This is a genomic window from Bacteroides caecimuris (genome assembly GCF_001688725.2).
In the GTDB taxonomy this organism is placed as follows: domain Bacteria; phylum Bacteroidota; class Bacteroidia; order Bacteroidales; family Bacteroidaceae; genus Bacteroides; species Bacteroides caecimuris.
Genome location: NZ_CP015401.2, coordinates 4254865 through 4274214, shown reverse-complemented (window position 1 = coordinate 4274214; position 19350 = coordinate 4254865). Strand labels below are relative to the sequence as shown.

Annotated in this window: 11 protein-coding genes; 10 read left to right on the top strand and 1 reads right to left on the bottom strand. The window is 43.9% G+C overall.

All coding sequences use genetic code 11. The annotated features are described in order from the left end of the window. Positions 1 to 6 precede the first annotated feature (6 nt). The gene (gene araJ / locus A4V03_RS18490) at positions 7 to 1149 is read right to left on the bottom strand and encodes an MFS transporter AraJ (RefSeq protein ID WP_024987750.1); all 1143 of its coding nucleotides are present in this window, start codon (positions 1147 to 1149) and stop codon (positions 7 to 9) included. 618 nt (positions 1150 to 1767) lie between these two features. Here araJ and A4V03_RS18485 point away from each other — a divergent pair. The 10 genes from A4V03_RS18485 to A4V03_RS18440 all read left to right on the top strand — a co-directional run bounded on the left by A4V03_RS18485 (position 1768) and on the right by A4V03_RS18440 (position 19261). Continuing rightward, positions 1768 to 3294, top strand: coding sequence for a sulfatase-like hydrolase/transferase (locus A4V03_RS18485; RefSeq protein WP_065539880.1), 1527 nt, complete (start codon positions 1768 to 1770; stop codon positions 3292 to 3294). Between the two features lie 113 nt (positions 3295 to 3407). Continuing rightward, positions 3408 to 5066: a hypothetical protein gene (locus A4V03_RS18480; RefSeq protein WP_065539879.1), complete on the top strand. Its 1659-nt coding sequence runs from the start codon at positions 3408 to 3410 to the stop codon at positions 5064 to 5066. Between the two features lie 21 nt (positions 5067 to 5087). Beyond that, positions 5088 to 5492, top strand: a complete 405-nt coding sequence (locus A4V03_RS18475) for a hypothetical protein (protein WP_065539878.1) — start codon at positions 5088 to 5090, stop codon at positions 5490 to 5492. A gap of 19 nt (positions 5493 to 5511) precedes the next feature. Further along, positions 5512 to 7143 (top strand): DUF1735 domain-containing protein, encoded by a 1632-nt coding sequence (locus A4V03_RS18470; protein ID WP_065539877.1) that lies wholly within the window; start codon positions 5512 to 5514, stop codon positions 7141 to 7143. Positions 7144 to 7178: 35 nt separating this feature from the next. Continuing rightward, positions 7179 to 8165 (top strand): glycoside hydrolase family 43 protein, encoded by a 987-nt coding sequence (locus A4V03_RS18465; RefSeq protein ID WP_065539876.1) that lies wholly within the window; start codon positions 7179 to 7181, stop codon positions 8163 to 8165. A gap of 140 nt (positions 8166 to 8305) precedes the next feature. After that, a complete protein-coding gene (locus A4V03_RS18460) occupies positions 8306 to 11494 on the top strand; it encodes a SusC/RagA family TonB-linked outer membrane protein (protein WP_065539875.1) in 3189 nt (1062 codons plus the stop codon). Between the two features lie 20 nt (positions 11495 to 11514). Beyond that, a complete protein-coding gene (locus A4V03_RS18455; protein ID WP_065539874.1) occupies positions 11515 to 13401 on the top strand; it encodes a RagB/SusD family nutrient uptake outer membrane protein in 1887 nt (628 codons plus the stop codon). A gap of 22 nt (positions 13402 to 13423) precedes the next feature. Further along, positions 13424 to 16507, top strand: coding sequence for a SusC/RagA family TonB-linked outer membrane protein (locus A4V03_RS18450; RefSeq protein ID WP_065539873.1), 3084 nt, complete (start codon positions 13424 to 13426; stop codon positions 16505 to 16507). A 25-nt stretch (positions 16508 to 16532) separates the two neighbouring features. Further along, positions 16533 to 18329 carry a RagB/SusD family nutrient uptake outer membrane protein gene (locus A4V03_RS18445; protein WP_065539872.1) on the top strand — a complete coding sequence of 599 codons (1797 nt, stop codon included), beginning with the start codon at positions 16533 to 16535 and terminating at the stop codon, positions 18327 to 18329. A gap of 29 nt (positions 18330 to 18358) precedes the next feature. Continuing rightward, positions 18359 to 19261 (top strand): BT_3987 domain-containing protein, encoded by a 903-nt coding sequence (locus A4V03_RS18440; RefSeq protein WP_065539871.1) that lies wholly within the window; start codon positions 18359 to 18361, stop codon positions 19259 to 19261. The last annotated feature ends 89 nt before the right edge of the window (positions 19262 to 19350 follow it).

The window sequence follows — 19350 nt, the reverse complement described above, 5'->3', positions numbered from 1 at the left end:
AGAGTTTTAATATTTTGCTTGGTATTTCTTATAGAAAATCAGGAATAAAGTAAATCCAATGAGAGCAAATGGCACACCCGCCAGAGCCGGATAACGGTAGCCACCGCTAACAGCCAGTCCGCCTGCATAAGCACCGATGGCATTTCCGAGATTGAATGCAACCTGCACGCAGGCTGCTCCCAGCATTTCTCCTCCCTTTGATACGCGGATAATTAATACCTGCTCCGGACTGGATACTGCGAACAGTCCTGCCGTACAAAGGCACATCAACAGGGCTGCTGCCCATTTATAGGGAGAAAGGAAGAAGATGAGCAATAACATAATACAGATAAGTGCTTGTGCGGCAGTCCCTACTTTTCCGGGGGTGTAGCGGTCGGAGAGACGTCCGCTAATCAGGTTTCCCACTACCATACCGAAGCCGGCAAGGATCATTAAAGGCGTAATGCTTTCTGCGGAGAAGCCGGACACATTGGTAAGCATCGGATTGATGTAGCTATACCAGCAGAATACACCGCCATTACCTAATGCCGTAGCACCGAGAATCAGCCACGGAGCCGGAGTTTTAAGAAAGCGGAATTGTCCTTTAAAGCCGGTATCCTTCAGACCCTCTACATGAGGAACCCATCGCCAGATATAATATAGGATAACAATTCCCCAGATACCGACCAGCAGGAAAGTGGCACGCCAGGAAAGCATGGTACTTAAGGAAGTGCCCAAAGGTACGCCGAACAGATTGGCAATGGTCATTCCTGCAATCATGATGGAGACGGCTTCCGAACCTTTACCCTTGTCGGCCAGTTTCTCTGCAACAATAGAGCCTACTCCGAAGTATGCACCATGAGGCAAGCCGGAGATAAAACGGGCAGCGAGCAACACCCAGTAATTGGGAGCCATAGCCGCACAGATATTACCTATCATAATTAAGGTAACTAATACTAACAGAATATGTTTTAGCGGATATTTGCGAGCCAATGTCAATACAGGTGCACCGACACAGACGCCTAATGCATAAGCAGAAATGAAATGCCCTGCGGTAGGAATACTAATACCTAAATCTTTTGCCACATCGGGCAAAATTCCCATCATTACAAATTCGGCAATACCTAATCCCAGTGTGCCGAACGCCAATGCAATAAGACTCTTCTTCATACAAAACTTAACCTTAATACCTGTTACCTTTTTACCTTACTATTATTTGCCGCTTATTTGTTTTGGCTGCAAAAGTAGAACAAAATCTTTCAGGGTGAGTTCAGACCGGACGATTTTGATTTAAATCAATTTAGATAATGTTGGTATATGGTCAGATAATAATCGGGAGATGAATATGGCAAGTTGTGTTTTTCCCTCATTTTGTGAGAAAATATTCTCTCAAAATGGGGGAATACTTTCTCACAATATATGGGAAAAACACATTCTAAGGAGATCTTTTTATTTGATGGTATAATCCAACTAGAGAAAGATGCATATTTTGTTTGGCTTTATGTAATATTAGACTGTTCTTTGTATGCTCATGCGTTTATTTATGCAGTTTATTTTCTAGTTTGCAACTTTCTAACTGGCTATTATTTCGAATTCCGTTTTGCCTGCTTATTATATTCCAATACCATCTTTACTGCTACGGATGCTTCCAATTCATCACATGCATTTTCATTCCTTGTTTCTTTGAAATAGTTGTAGGATGGACATTTCTCCCCATTATTAAACATTTGTTCTACATAAATAAATAAGTGGTGGCTAAATTTGCATCGTTATTAACTACATAATATTATGAAAAAGATAATCTATCTAGTTCCTACGTTGTCTTTAGTAGGTTGTACCTCACAGCACGTAGAAGAAAAGCCGAATGTGATTGTGATTCTTGCCGATGATCTGGGATTTGGTGATGTCAGCGCTTACGGCTCTACTACGATTCATACTCCGAATATCGACAGTCTGGCTCATGGCGGAGTTTGTTTCACGAACGGATATGCCACTTCGGCAACTTCCACTCCCAGCCGTTACGCTTTGATGACCGGAATGTATCCGTGGAAAAATAAGGATGCAAAAATCCTGCCGGGAGATGCTCCTCTTATCATTAATGAAAATCAGTTTACCTTGCCGAAGATGATGCAGCAATGCGGTTATGTGACCGGAGCTATCGGAAAGTGGCATTTGGGGATGGGAGACGGCAATGTCAACTGGAACGAAACCGTCAAACCGGGTGCCAAAGAAATCGGTTTCGACTACTCTTGCCTAATTGCAGCAACCAATGACCGTGTCCCGACCGTTTACGTGGAAAACGGTGATGTAGTAGGACTCGATCCGGCTGACCCCATCGAAGTAAGTTACGAGCATAATTTTGAAGGCGAACCGACTGCCATTTCTCATCCGGAGATGCTGAAAATGCAGTGGGCACACGGACACAATAACTCTATAGTAAACGGAATTCCCCGTATCGGATATATGAAAGGCGGTCAGAAAGCCCGTTGGAAAGACGAGGATATGGCCGACTATTTTGTAGATAAGGTAAAGAACTTTGTGACTGAACACAAAAATGCTCCTTTCTTCCTGTATTATGGCTTGCACGAACCTCACGTACCTCGTGCTCCCCACCAGCGATTTGTAGGCAAAACAACGATGGGGCCTCGTGGCGATGCCATCGTTGAGGCAGACTGGTGTGTCGGCGAACTGCTTGCCCACTTGAAGGAAGAAGGCTTGTTGGAAAAGACACTGATTATCTTCTCCAGCGATAACGGGCCGGTTCTGAATGACGGTTACAAAGACGGTGCTCCCGAACTGGCAGGCGATCATCTTCCTGCAGGAGGTCTGCGCGGAGGTAAATATAGTTTGTTCGACGGTGGTACGCATATTCCTCTGTTTGTTTATTGGAAAGGAAAGATTCAGCCGGTCGTATCCGATGCACTGGTTTGTCAGGTAGATATTCTCGCTTCTCTGGGTTCGATGATACATGCCGATTTACCGGAAGGTTTGGATAGTCGGAACTATCTGGATGCTTTCTTTGGAAAAGAACAGATTGCCCGCAAGGATGTAGTGCTGGAAGCGCAAGGGCGTATGGCTTATCGTTCGGGCGACTGGATTATGATGCCTCCTTATAAAGGTTCTGAACGAAACCTGACCGGAAATGAATTGGGTAATCTGGATGAATACGGTTTGTTCAATGTAAAAGCCGACCGGACTCAACACCAGAATATGGCGGCACAACAGCCCGAACTTCTGGACTCCCTGAAGCAGAATTTCTTTGCTGAAGTGGACGGTTATTATCGCAGTGAAGTAGAAGAAGAACCATTAAAATAAGGTCAAATGTTTATTCTGAACATAAATCCCGTTGATAAAACAATCGTTCTATTCTACCGGAGTTTATTTCTCTACCTTTGTTCTGTTCGATGTCGGACAATTAACCTTGAAGTATGTATATGAAAATGAAAGCTTTTTTAATGTTTGTATTGCTGTTCTTATGTTCGATGGGAACAAAGGCGCAGGATTTGGGGGCGAACTATAATGAAAATATAGATTACCCGATTACGGAAATAGAGATGTTGAAACAGTCGAAAGTGACTTGGGTGAGAGGATTTGTCAATATCCCCAATCTGTTTCTTCAAAATGAAAACGGGAAGATTGTAGGCGTGAAAGAAAATGCCATCAAGACACATATTCCTACACTGAAATTTATTCAGGCCAAGAAAGCCTTGGGCGACCGTGTGAAATTTATATTGAGCCTGAAAATACCTTTTGAATTATATACCGACACGGTTCCCAAAGTAGGAACTAAGGAGATGGAGTACATATTTCAGGCAACGGAAGTATTACTGAAAACCTATGATATGGCGAAGAATATTGAAATACTTGTCATGGGTAACGAACCGGAATGGGAGAATGCATTGGACACCGATCTCTGTCATGCGGACGGTGAGGATTATCGGGCATTTCTGAATGAGTTTGCCAATCGGCTGACTACCTGGAAACAGGCTAATGGATGGACTTTTGATATTTATGCCGGGGCATTGAACCGTGTATCCGAATTGCCGAAGAGCGAAACGGTACCTGCGGTAGTCTCTGTGGTTAATAACAATCCTAATGTTGTAGGGCTCGACTTACACGTTCACGCATTGAAAATCAACCAGGCGGAAGATGATTTCCGTATTATCCGCGATAAATATGATGTAACAAAGAAATTGATTTGCACGGAGTTCTCTATGGTACGTGCTTTAAATCCTCATGTAGCCGACGCACTGGGAGAATGGGGAACCAAGCATGGTTATACGGCCGGGATGAAAATTTACGAATACCTTAATCTGATAGCCGAAAAAGCTAACACCGGTACACCAGTCAGTGCAACCGAGTTCAAGAGCCTTTTTGAGAGTTATTCCTGGTATCCGAAGAATTGGTATAAAACTTTTTATGAGGTATTCAAGAAATATGATACGTATGTCATTACCGGACGTTTTAGTGTGGTTCCCGGTGGAGCGAGAGCTGTTTACGATGCGAAGACTGAAATGTGGGAACTTGGAGGAATTTATTTTTCCCGTTATTTAGGACTGGATGCAGACGGATTCTACAATCCCAATCCATTGCTGTATCCCGATTTCATCGCTGCCCGGGATGGATTGGCAGTTTCCAGCCTTGTCGGAGGACAACGGGAATTGTTCATTCGTTGGGGAAATGGAGCCGATAAAACAGGTATATTGTTAGTAACAGATGAAAATGGAACAGAGGTAGCACGTCGGTCGCTTGATTCGGAGAATGACTATACATTGGTTGAAAATCTTGTTCCCGGAACTGCCTACCATGTAGCATTGCTGAAATCGGATGATGCCGTGTTGTGGAAGGATGATGTTAAGACCAAGTCTGTAACAGGAAAGTTTCCTTTGTTGAAATATCAACAAGTGGATGAATATATGTTAGTACAACTATTAAATTTGCCGGCTGATGTCTCATCTTATAAAGTAAAGCTGGATGGACAGGAAATCAATATAGTGAATAAGAATCTGAACGGACAAATACTTACCGCCGAAGTGACTTATAAGGATGGGTCGGTGGAAATATTGTCGACAACTGTTAGAAAGTAATTATCTTAAATCTATTCGCTTATGAAAGTAATATATGTAGTGTTGGTATGTTTGTTGGTTTTCACCTCTTGTGCGGAGACGGAATATGCCGAAAACGGGGTTGATAAGAAGAATATAGCAGGATATACCGAAGTTGGGTTTTATAGTTTGGATGGAATTTGTACTTTTACAGAACAGGAACAACTTCAGGCTGCAATTAATCCTAAACGGTTGACTTATCGCCTGCAAAATTCGGATCAAAGCAAATACATTCATGTGAAGTTTGACGGGAAGCCCACGGCTGTGGGTCAAAAGATAAAGGCTGAATTCTCATTCCAAGGAGTTTCTTTCCTCAAAGAAGGGATGGAGATGGAGGTAGTTCGTATAGATGGAGATAAAGTTTGGTTGTCAGGAGACAATGTGGGTGTGATTGTTCCTGCTTTTTAATCATTAAAAGAATTGAATTATGAAAAGATATATTCCTATCGCCCTGTCGTTAATGGCGTTTTCGTTGATTTCATGTGGAGAAGTCATGGATCTGACACAGCCGGAAAAGGCTGAAGTTACCTATTCGGATATAACCTTGTCACTTTATCAAACAGGTAAGTATGAGTTGTATCTGGATGAGCCGGAATATGAATATACCATTATGGTAGAAAAGAGCCATTGTGAAAAGGAAGCGAAAGTGGAATTTGCAGTAGTTGATGCTCACTCATTTGGCGAGGAATACACACTATTGCCTGCGGCTAACTATGACCTTGATGTCAATAGTCTCGATTTCAAGGGTGACGATGTGTTGCACACTGTCGGTCTGCGTTTCCACGATCTTACTACATTGGACAACACCAAGAAATATGTGCTCGGTCTGAAACTGAAATCCGAAAATCTTGCCGTCAACGAAGAGAAGAGTACTATGACCTTCTATCTGCAACAAAAGCAGGGTGGTATCGGTAATCCGTATATCATCACTGCGGCCAAGGATTTGGCCAAGCTCGGTGAATACCTCAAGGAGGGGCAGATTACCTATGTACGTCTGGGTGCAGATATCGATCTGCAAGGCATGGACTGGACTCCTGTGGAAGCCACTGCAGCCAAGCCGGTGGACTTTGATGGTTGTGGACACGCCATTAGTAATCTGAAAATAACATCTTCTTCATCCGGTTATCAGGGTTTCTTCGGTATGTTGACAGGGCGATGTGCCAATGTTACTTTTACAAATGCACAAGTCACTGCCAATAAAAAACTTACGGGTATTGTCGCTGGTCAGGCAGGTAATGTTTCCGGTGCGGGTATAGTGGAGAACGTTCGGGTATCGGGTACTATCAGTTTGACTTCGGGCAATGCTGCATGGGATGACGGTCAAGCGGGCGGCATCTGTGGGCGACTTCACGGGGCAGACAGCAAGATTTATCAATGTGGTTCGGAAACGAAGATTACTGCATTGTGGTCGGCAGGTGGTATCTGCGGTGAGGTGCGTGAAGGAGCTTCTATAGAACAATGCTATCATGTGGGTGATATTACTACCCAGTCGTGCGTCGGCGGTATTGCCAGCCGGTTGCTTGGAAGTACTATTTCTCATTGTTATTCTCATGGAGTGATGAAAGCAGTTCCTATGGTTGTGGCTAATCCGGGCGGTGGTATTGCCGGATGGGTACAACCTATTTCCGGTGCTTCTACTACTTCTGCCATATCCTACTGCTGGAGCGACTGTGATGTATCTGCACAAAATCAGGTGGGAGGTATCATGGGTAACGCCAATAACACAACAGGGTCCGGCATTACTGTTCATCACTGTGTAGCATGGAACACATATTTATTCTCTCAAGCTGCCCCCAAATCGGGTAAGGTATGTGGACGGTACAGTCAGAATGTGGCTTATTCCTGTTACGCTAACCCGGCTATGGAATGTGTTTTCTCTGGTAATCCCGCACTGCCTGACCAAGCTAGTGTAAACGTAGGTGCAATTACTACGGTAGATCGTTATAACGGCTTGACTACCATCAATAACCTGATGGAAGCCATTCGTGCTCTCGACTGGGATGCCTCTATATGGAATCTTAACGGTGAGCAACCTCGCCTGGCATGGGAGCTGAATTGATAAAAATGGTATAACAATTAATAAGATACAGACTGATGAATACATTTAATAAAATCTTATCACGGGTAACACTTGTTCTAGGAGTGACATTTATGTCTGCCTTCCAATTGCATGCTGATGATTGGAAAGAAATTATGTATGCCGATCCCACTATCTTTGTGGAAAACGGCAAGTATTACCTCACCGGCACACGCAATCAGGAACCACAGGGCTTTGCTATCCTCGAATCGACCGATCTGGAGCATTGGACGGTGCCTGATGGCAGTTCCCTGCAACTGATTCTGCGGAAAGGAGATCGAACGTATGGTGAAAAAGGCTTCTGGGCACCTCAATACTTTAAGGATAAAAGAACTTATTATTTCACTTATACTGCTAATGAGCAAACAGTAATTGCTTCCTCAAAATCGGTATTCGGACCTTTTCGTCAGAAGGAAGTCAAGCCGATAGACGCTTCTGCTAAGAATATAGACTCTTTCCTATTTAAGGATGATGATGGGAAATACTACCTATATCATGTCCGCTTTAATAAAGGAAATTACCTTTGGGTAGCCGAGTTTGACATAAAGAAAGGAAGTATCAAACCGGAAACATTGAAACAATGTCTGGACTGTACGGAGCCTTGGGAAAAGACTCCGAACTATAAGTCTGCACCGGTGATGGAAGGACCGACTGTTATGAAGTGGGACGGGGTATATTACCTCTTCTATTCTGCCAATCATTTTATGAATATCGACTATTCGGTAGGCTATGCTACTGCTTCTTCCCCTTTCGGTCCGTGGAAGAAACATCCGAACAGTCCGATCATTCATCGCAGCCTCGTAGGAGAAAACGGATCAGGACATGGAGATGTATTTAAAGGGCTGGATGGAAAATATTACTATGTTTACCACGTTCATCGTTCAGATTCCACCGTGTCCCCTCGTAAAACACGTATTGTTCCGCTCATCCTGAAGAAAGGAAACGATGGCATATACAACATCACCGTAGACAAAGAGCACGTCATAAAGCCAATGTGGAAATGATTTGTTCAGAAATGTAGTAGAGAAATCTATTTTGCACATTTGTACGGGTTTTGAGGATAATCTTCCTTTTCATTTGAAGATTTTCCCGCTTAATTTGTGTCTTGAGATAAAGAATTTGTTAACAGTTAAAAATAATGTTTATGAGAAGAGACAGACTTTATTTTTCTTTCTTATGTCTTTGTTGCTTTTTGTTTTGTGCGCTGGACGTGCAGGCACAACAGGATTATTGGAAGGGACAAGTGAAGGATGCAGTATCTGGTGAACCGATGATTGGCGTCAGTGTTCGCGTGAAAGGTACGGGAAGCGGTACGATTACTGATTTTGACGGTAATTTTACTGTGAAGGCATCGAAAGGAGACATACTTGTCATTTCTTATGTGGGGTATAAAACTCTGGAACTGGATTTAAAGAATAAAACGACTTTAGGAGTAATCTCTTTAGGAGAAGATACGGAGACACTGGAAGAAGTGGTAGTGGTTGGATACGGTGTACAGAAAAAGGTATCCAGTGTCGGTTCCATTGCTACTGCAAAAGGAGATGATTTATTAAAGATAGGTAGCGTGAACTCCGTTTCCGAAGCTTTGCAAGGTCAGATGCCGGGTGTGGTTGCCATCAATTCCACTTCAAAGCCGGGAGCTGATAAGGCTTCTTTATTGATTCGTGGTAAGTCTACCTGGGGAGAAGCGGAGCCACTGGTATTGGTGGATGGTATCGAACGTGACTTCAACGATGTAGATGTGAATGAAATCGAATCTATTTCCGTACTGAAAGACGCTTCGGCAACTGCGGTTTACGGTGTGAAAGGTGCGAACGGTGTGATCTTGCTGACAACCAAACGCGGACTCGAACAGAAGCCGGAAATATCATTCACAGCTAACTTCGGTTTTAAACAACCTTCTGCTGCTCCTGAATGGTCTGACTATGTGACCTCTATGAAACAGTATAACAGGGCACAGGCTAATGATGGTAACTGGGGAGCAATGATGCCCGAATCTACCATTACCGCATGGGAAAATGCGTATGCTACCGGAAATTACGGTCCGTATAACGATGTCTTTCCCGAAGTGGACTGGTGGAAAGAACTGGTAAAGAATGTAGGTTATGAACAGGCTTATAATCTTAATGTACGCGGTGGTACGAAGAAAATGAGTTATTTCGTATCTTTGGGTTATTTGCATGACGGAGATATTTTTAATACTACCAAACAAGAGGATTTCGATCCTTCCTTCTCTTATCGTCGTTATAACTGGCGTAGTAATTTCGACTTCAATATAACAAGTACCACCAAATTGTCATTTAATGTGGCGGGTAAGATGGGGTATCAGAACCAACCGTCTTATTATGAGAATGTCGATTCTCCGGATGAACGCTTTTTTAAAACGTTCTTTACGGCTCCAAGTAATGAATTTCCGATTAAATATAGTAATGGAATATGGGGAGACGGGTTAAGCTCCGATCAAAATATAGCCTGTCTGATGAATGAAGGAGGTAGTCGTAATATTAAGCAACATCAAGGTTTCTACGATGTAATCTTGAATCAGAAGCTGGATTTTATTACAAAGGGACTGTCATTGAAAGCATCATTGTCTTACACTACTTCTTCTTCATGGACTACCCAGATCATGCCGGGTAAGATTTTAGGTAAGGACGATTTGGTTGCCCAGCGTACGCATATTCGTATTAATCGTGTGTATGATTACGCCAATCCTATTTATAATGCTGACGGAACAATTACTTATAATTATACCGAGAAACGCTATCCGGATGAAAATGCTCTCGGAGATTTGCCTGTTGGTGGTGTTTATGACGGTTTCAAGGCTTACGGACGTAAACTTTATTACGAATTAGCATTGAATTATAGTCGTCAGTTTGGCGATCACGATGTAAGTGCCTTATTTGTATTTAACCGTAAGATGAACGAATCAACCAATACTGCTAATTCGGGTGTGATGAGCTTCCCGGCTTACGAAGAAGACTGGGTAGGCCGTGTCACTTACAACTTCAAAGAGCGTTATCTTGCTGAATTTAACGGTGCCTACACTGGTTCGGAAAAATTTGCTCCGGGACGCCGTTTCGGTTTCTTTCCGTCCGCTTCTATCGGTTGGCGCATCAGTGAAGAACCATGGGTGAAGAAATTGACCAAAGGTGTACTGACCAACCTGAAAGTGCGCTATTCGTATGGAGTAGTTGGTAATGATAAAGGTGCTACCCGTTTCAACTATATTCAGAAGTTTGAGCAACTATCTGCCAATGCGCAGTTTGGTAAATATCAGACCAGTAATTGGGGACCTTTGTACAAAGAAGGGAAACTGGCCGACCCCGATGCTACCTGGGAAGAATCTATTAAGCAGAATATCGGTATCGAAATAGGTTTGTGGGGTAAACTAAACTTTACTGTGGACTTGTTCGATGAAAAGCGTAATAACATTTTGATGGCACGTAATACGATTCCGTCATGGGCCGATAGTGGTATTGCTTTTCCGCAGGTGAATCTGGGTAAGACTAAAAATCACGGTCTTGAATTGGATATTGCCTGGAACGACCGTATCGGAAAGTTTAATTATTACGCGAAGTTTAATTTTGCAGCCAGTGAGAACCGTGTTGTCTTTATTGATGACCCGAAGAATCAGAGCGAATATTTGAAAAAAGCCGGAAAGTCAATCGGATATGTGAACAAATACTTGGCAACGGGAAACTTCCAGTCATTGGATGATATTTATAACTCGGCGCAGTCCACTATTGCCAATGGTACACACAACACGCTGATTCCGGGAGACTTGTACTACATCGATTATAATGGAGACGGTATGATTGATGCCAAGGATATGGTTCCGATGAAAAACCTGAACTATCCGACCACTACCCTCGGATTTACATTGGGAGGTTCTTACAAAGGAATCGGATTTAATATGTTGTGGTACAGTGCTATGGATGTTTATAAAGAAGCAATTCCTTCCTATTTATGGGACTTCCCGGAAGGTAATATCAAGGCTCAACCGAATACGTTGAATACATGGACAGCCGATGCTCCGATTCAAAGCGGTCCGGTTCGCCCCAGTATTCATGTTCAGAGAAGTTATAATTCGGTGGCCAGTACATACACATATACCAACCATGCTTATCTTCGTTTGAAGAACCTGGAAGTGAATTATCAGATTCCGAAACGTTGGTTGCAGCCTTTACGTCTGACAAAACTGCAAGTATATGTTAATGGCAGCAATCTGTTGACGTTCTCAAAAGGTGATTCCCGCCGTGACCCCGAACATTCGGGACAGAATGTTTATCCGATGGTGAGACGTTATAACATTGGTTTTAGATTAGGATTATGAGACACTTTAAATTTACTGATATGAGAAAACATAAGTTGAATTGGATATGGATCATTCTGTTGGGTTTGTTTGTAGGAAGTTGTGAGGACTATCTGGACCGCTCTCCCGATGACGGACTTTCCGAAGATGATGTTTATAAAGATTATAGCAGTTTGTTAGGGTTCATGGACCGCATCTTTCAAAATGATGATATATTAATCTTTACACATGGTATCAACTCTTATTCGAATACATGCGTAACGGTAGGTAATTTATCGGATGAATATGCATCCGTTCGCGATGATGATCCGTCGAAGTTTGTCAATGCAGGTAACTGGCTGGAGAATGCCGGTACACGTTTCGAAATAGGAAGTAAAAGTGATGGGAAGAATTTCAAAAGTGCTATTTCTCGTGCTTATACCGGACTTCGTATCGTGAACCGTGTAATTAGCGGAGTAGATCAAGTGAAATCCATCACAGACGATCAAAGGAGAAAACTGTTGGGACAGGCTCATTTCCTGCGTGCCTACTTCTATTTTGAGATTATCAAACGATATGGCGGAATGCCCATCTTTGACCAGCTTTGGGGAGCATCGGACGACTTTGACTTTCCCCGTAAAACTTATCAGGAATCCAATGCTTGGATGCAGACAGACTTGGATAAAGCCATTGAATATTTACCTATAAGCTGGCCTGACGAGGAACATGGACGGCCTGACAGAGTAAGCGCCATGGCATTAAAAGCGATGACACAGCTTTATGCTGCCAGCCCTTTGATGCAGAACGACTTGAATTCTATTGAAAACAAAGGATATGGAAAAGAGATGGCTGCCGAAGCTGCCCGTAGTGCGCAAAAGGCGATCAACGCTATTGAAAGCCACGAATATTATCGCTTGATGAATCACGACGAATATCGTAGTATTCAATTAATGCCTAATTCCAATCAATTCGCACAGCCGGAATACTTATGGTTCCTGCGTTGGCATCATGGCAACTGGTCTGCTTTCGTCAGAGCGCAATGGCTGACACAACCATATGATAATAAAACCGGTGCCGAGGGTACTCCTTATAATGCTCCGACACAAAATGCGGTAGATATGTACGAACGTAAGGGAGCTGACGGCAACTACTATCCGATCACTGATCCGCGTTCCGGTTATGATGCGGTAAAGACTACCAATCCTTACTCGGATAGAGATCCTCGCTTCACGAATAATATCCTCGTGCCCGGTGAGCAATGGGGAAAGAATTTACAGGGTGTTCCTTATTATCTGACTACTTATTCGGGCGGCTACTCCGAGAACTTCATTTCTACCAATCAGTTTACGAGAGGCTCTCAACAGACCGGATATATGTGTAAGAAGTTCATCTGGCCGGAAGCAAGTGTACCTTTGTTTGGCGAAGCTGGTTTCCAATTATATCGTTTGGTGGCTGTGTACATTCGTGTTTCCCAAGTTTATCTGGATATGGCAGAGGCTTCATACGAAGCGACAGGTGATCCGGATGCAGTCGTTACGGGTTGTACGATGTCGGCCCGCCAGGCTTTGAATAAAATCCGCGTAAGAGCCGGAATCGGTGAATTGCCGGATGGAGTTGACTTTAGAGAAGCTTATCGTCGGGAACGTGGTGTGGAATTGATGTTCGAAGGACACCGCTGGTATGATATCCGCCGTTGGATGATTGCTGAAGATCTGTTTAAGGGTGAATATCCGATCATGGGTGTCAAAGCAACCCCGATCAATCATTCTTATACGGCCGACCAGTTGAAAGTGGAAAAAGCCTGCACTTATAAGTTGACCGACTTTACTTACGAGTATGTTCCGGTGAGGACAGCCGTGCGGACGTTTAACAAGCGTAATTATTGGTATCCGCTGCCGATGGATGAAGTGGCGGCTTTGGATAATCTTCAACAGAACCCCGGATGGTGATACCTAAAATAAAGAAAAGTATATGAGAAACAAGATTAGATATATAAGACTGATAGGGCTCATATTTGTCCTTATCGTTGGCTCTAGCCTGACTTTCGCACAGAATAAATCAAAGAGAAAGTCGGCGAAGAAGCCTTTGGTGGAAGTAGTTTCTATTGTTACCGACGAGAAAGGTAGCCCGTTGAAGAATGTTTCTATCATTTGTGGAGAAGGTGCAGTCGTTCTCTATACAGATGCAAAGGGACGTTTTCAGACGAAGGTCGAGAATGACGCAACCGTCATGGTGGAGGCTTTGGGATATGAAGATAAAGTGTATAAGCTGACAGGCAGCAATATCGTTCCTGAAAGGATTGTCCTGAAGAAAGAGCCTCTGTTTCTGACCGAAGAATCGCTGGTGAATAGAGCCGATGGTGGCAAGACGTATAAAGGGAATGAAGTAGGCGCAACGAGCGTACTGGAGAACGGACAGTTTGGAACCTTCCCTGATTTGACGCTGACTAATATGCTGCAAGGTAAAATGTTAGGTCTGCAAGTTCGCTCCACAGTCAGCGGATTGGGAAACAATACGCCTGATTTATTTATCCGTGGCCAGCATGGCATGTCGGAGAATACAGCTATCGTTATCATCGATGGTGTGGAACGTCCGGCAGCGGATTTGATTCCTGAAGAAATCGAACGTATCGAGTTGCTGAAAGATGCCACTGCCAAGATTCTTTATGGGGCACGTGCTGCGAATGGCGTACTTTGGGTGACTACCCGCAGAGGAAAGGCCAACCGCCGCATTTATAACGCAACCGCCGAAGCAGGGGTGGTACAGATGACGCGTACTCCTGATTTCCTGAATTCTTATCAGTATGCTAATCTGTATAATGAAGCGCGTGCAAACGATGGACTGACTCCTTACTATAATCAGAAACAACTGGAAGGATATAAAAACTCCAAAGGAGCCAATGATCTATTGTATCCGAACGTCGATTTGTACGATCAGTTATTGAACAAAAATGCCAACTATCGGAAAGTATCGTTCGATATGACGGGAGGTACCGACAGAGTGCGTTATGCCCTGATTGCCGGATATGTAGGAGGTAGCGGATTTGAAGACGTCACCTATACTCCGCAATTGCACCGCCTGACTCTTCGCGGAAACCTCGACTTCAATGTAACGGATTTCCTGACTATATCCGCAGATGTTGCCGGACGTATGGAAATGCGTAAATGGGGGCAATTGGACTGTGGTCAGGTATTTACGGCCCTGTCTACGCATCGTCCGAATGAATACCCGCTGACTATGTCACCGGAAGAAACCGGACTGGCCAGCTCGGACGGGATTCCTTTGTTTGGCGCAAGTCTGCTGCGTCCGATGAATGCATACGCAGAAACGATGTACGGAGGATATACGGATGAGCGTTATACACGCAGCCAGACCAATATCGGTTTGAAATTCGATCTTGATATGCTGACAAAAGGCTTGAAAGCCGGTGCTTTCCTTTCTTTCGACAACTATGATTACCTGCAACTCTCTTTGAGCAAAGTCTATCCGACGTATGCCATCAAAACATATCGTGACTTTGCCGGTGAGGAACAGATCATGTACACCCAGATGAAGAAAACAGATGTAGCCACTTCACAGAGTCGGAAGTCGACTACCTTACAACAGACATTGGGTTGGAATGCCTTTGCCGCATACGAGAATACATTCAACCAAAAGCATGATGTATCGGCACGGCTGACTTATATGTACTCGAAAACAACGAATCAGGGAGTGACCCAGGACATCATCAATGCAAACTACGCATTGCGTTTGAACTATATGTATGACCACCGCTATGCTGTGGAAGCGGATATGGCATTGATGGGAAGCAACCGTTTCAAATCGGGAGATAAATACTTCTTCTCGGCAGCAGGCGGCCTTGCCTGGATTCTAAGCAATGAAGATTTCCTGAAAGACAATGAATACGTGAACTTCCTGAAACTGAAAACCAGTGCCGGTATATTGGGCTATGATAGAAGCACGGAACATTTATTGTATGAACGTGCCTGGTCGCAAGACGGCAGCTTCCGGTTCGGAACAACGAACAACGGTGCTACGGCTTACTATTCCACTTTTGTCCGTGCGGGTAATCCGAACCTGAAATGGGAAAAGGCAGCAGAATGGAACATCGGTGTGGAAGGCCTGTTCCTGAACAACCGCTTATATACCGAGATGAACTATTTCCGTGAGAAACATACGGACATCATTGGTTCTGTCGATGCCTCTTACGGGGATTATACTGGCAACTTTACCTACCAGGATAACATGGGCTCCGTCTTGAATCATGGTATAGAAGGAATGTTCACCTGGAGCGACCGCATCAACGACTGGGCTTATTCGGTAGGAGCCAATTTCGTATGGTCTAAGAATAAAGTATTGAAATGGAACCAGGTGAAACATGGTGAAGAATACCGCTACACAGTGGGGCGTTCTACCGATGCTATGATGGAACTGGTTGCTGAAGGATTATTTGGCAAAGATGTAGTCATCAACGGACATGCAACCCAGACGTTTGCCGATTATCAGGAAGGCGACATCGCCTACAAAGACCTGAACGGTGATAAGATCATTGACGGTCGTGACGTAAAGGAACTCGGAAACTCATTCCCACGTACTACATTGGGCATCGATTTCAATGTAAGCTACAAAGGCTGGGGATTGTATCTTCAGGGATATTCCGAACTGGGCGTTCACACTTGGGCAACGAATGCTTATTACTGGAATAATGGAGAAGGTAAATACTCCAAACTGGCATTAGACCGTTATCATCCGGCAAACAATCCGACCGGAAGTTATCCGCGCCTGACAACTACTGCCGGTGAGAACAACTTCCGCAATTCTTCTTTCTGGTTGAAGAATACAAGCTTCTTCCGTATGAAGAATGTTGAATTGAGCTACACGTTCAATCAGTTCTCCCCAAGTTCGGTAGTGAAGAAGATGAAGGTTTTCGCTCGTGGTGCAAACTTGTTTGTGCTTTCTTCCGTGAAAGATTTGGATCCTGAACTGCTGAATGCCGGTGTGACAAACTACCCGGTGACACGTACTTTTACAGGCGGAGTCTCTTTTGTATTTTAATTTTGAACAATTAATAGATGGCAATATGAAACATATATTAGGAAGTTGCGTTTTAGCAGGTCTGTTTCTCTTTTGTGCTTGTGACGACACATTGGATACAAAGGTGACATGGCAGATCGGAGACTCTGATACCTGGAGAGTGCCGGAACTTGCTCAAGGCGTACTATATAAAGCTTATAATGGCATAGCCAACCGTCCGGATTGTTTTGACAATAACTTTCTGGATTGTGCTACCGATAATGCAGTGACTAATCTGCGCAGCTCTTCTGTCTATAAATTAAATATGGGTGGGATGACGGCGTTTAACAACCCGATCGGGAACTGGAGTAATGCGTACAACATGTTGAACTATGTAAACTCTTTCCTCGAAAACGGCTTGACCGACCAGGTGCAGTACAACCGCACCGACCCGGAAGTGGACAAGCAAATCAAGCTGCGTTTGGAAGGTGAATCGTATTTCTTGCGTGCATGGTGGCATTTTGAGCTATTGAAGATGTACGGCGGAAAGGCGAAGAATGGAAAAGCGTTGGGTATTCCGTTGGCAGATCATTTTATTTCGCAGGATGAGGCCGCGCAGAATGGTGAATTTCTTCGTCCTACTTATCAGGCAACAGTCGATTTTATCGTCAACGATTTGGATAATGCCATCGAGTTATTACCGAATGTGTATCAGGGAGATGACCTGGAGTTTGGTAATACACAAATCGGCCGTGCCACGAAAGCGGCGGCAGCTGTTCTGAAAAGTCGTGCGCTTTTATATAGCGCAAGCCCTGCCATGCAGGATGATGACGTGACGAAGATTACCGGCATGGGACAATTCGAAATACTGAACCCTACGGTTTACCAGGCAAAATGGGAAGCGGTGGCCAAAGAGATCAATAAGATTCTGGGCATGGAAGGTTTCGGAACTTATGTTCCTGTTACGGCTTCCTCCATTGCCGATGTGCAGACCGAAAGTTCCGATTATGCTTTCCGCAAATATTTTAATAGTAATCTACTGGAAGGCCTTCATTTCCCGCCATTCTACTACGGAAGTGCCCGTGCCACTCCTTCTCATAATCTGGTAAAGGCTTTTTATGCGAAGAATGGTTATCCGGCAACCGATGTTCGTTCCGGTGTCGATCTGTCTGATCCAGATTTCGATCTGACGCAGCTTTATGCCGTACTGGATAATCGCTTTGCACTGAATGTCTACTATCATAGTGCTACATTTGGCGATTCCGGCCAGCCGTTGGATATGTCCGAGGGTGGAAAAGATTCTCCTTCGTTTAGTGAGAATGCTACACGTACGGGTTATTATCTGGCTAAATTCGTTTCCAAGAAATCGGCTATGCTGAATCCGATTCAGACCTTAAACTCGGTTCATTACAATCCTTTGTTACGAAAATCGGAAGTTCTTCTTAACTTTGCCGAAGCTGCCAATGAGGCTTGGGGCAACCCGACGGTGAAAGCCGAAGGATGCCTGTATTCTGCATACGAAATATTGAAAACAATCCGTTCGCAAGCCGGGGGTATCAATTTTGATCTTTATCTGGATGAAATGGCTCAAAGTAAGGACTCGTTCAGAAAGCTGATTCAGAACGAACGTCGCTTGGAATTTACTTTCGAGAATCATCGTTATTTTGATATGCGTCGTTGGGTATTGCCGTTGAACGAAGAGGTGGAGGGTGTTGCCGTTACCCGCAAGGAAGATGGTACATTCAGCTTCAAAGTACAGAAAGTGGAACAACGGAAATATGAAGTGAAAAACTATTTCATGCCGCTACCGTATGCAGAGCTGGAAAAGAATAAGAATCTAATGAATAATCAGGGTTGGGAATAACGTGCTGTTGATATAAATACTTATTTACAATGAAAAGACTAAATATATTATGGATAGGGCTGATAAGCGTTCTGATGACTGCTTGTTATGACGATTATGAAAAGGACTACGATAAGAGTTCTGTGTACTTTGCTTCGCAAAAACCTTTGCGGACACTGGTAGCCGACACAGATATGTCGATAAAGGTGGGAGTGGCTATTGGCGGTAAAAGAGAGGTGCATACCGATGATTGGGCTACGTTTGAGATCGATCCGTCTTTACTGGAGGGTACGGGCTTGACACTGATGCCGGAAAACTATTATCAGTTGGCTAATCCGAACAAGATGACGATCAGCAATCCGAATTTGGCAATAGCAGATGTGAAAGTGACTTTCTCCGATGCTTTCTATAATGACAATGCTGCCTTGAACAAGCACTATGCAATCCCTTTCCGGTTGGTCGATCATAATCAGGATGAAATAAGTACTGATGTGAATGGCAATTTGAAGGATTACAGTATTGTGGTTGTCAAATTTGTCAGCCAGTATCATGGTACCTACTTTGTGAAAGGAAAAGTTACCAATTTGTCCACCCAACAGGTTACTGAATACAGTAACAAGGATTTGAGTCAGAATATGACCCGCGACTTTGTTTCGTTAGGTAGAAACAAAGTACGCAGACCGGGTTTCGGAAACACATTGGAAAACAATGAATCGGTGAATCTGACAGTCAATCCGGATGGAAGCGTCAATATTGAAGCCGGAGGAAGCGTCGCTATCACAGATGCATCTGCCACATTAGATCCTGCAGCCGAATCATTGGAGTTTGTAGGGAAACAGCCTAAGTTTACGCTTTCTTATAAGTACACGAAAGGTGGCATCACTTATCAGGTTGACGAGGAACTGATCCGACGTCAGAATCCGGAAGCCGATTTACGCTTCCAGGAATGGTAGAATAGGTATTAGTCGATTATAGATTTCTATTGCTCGCCGGTAATTAGCTGCATCAGTGAATGTTGCAGATTAATTACCGGCGATATCTT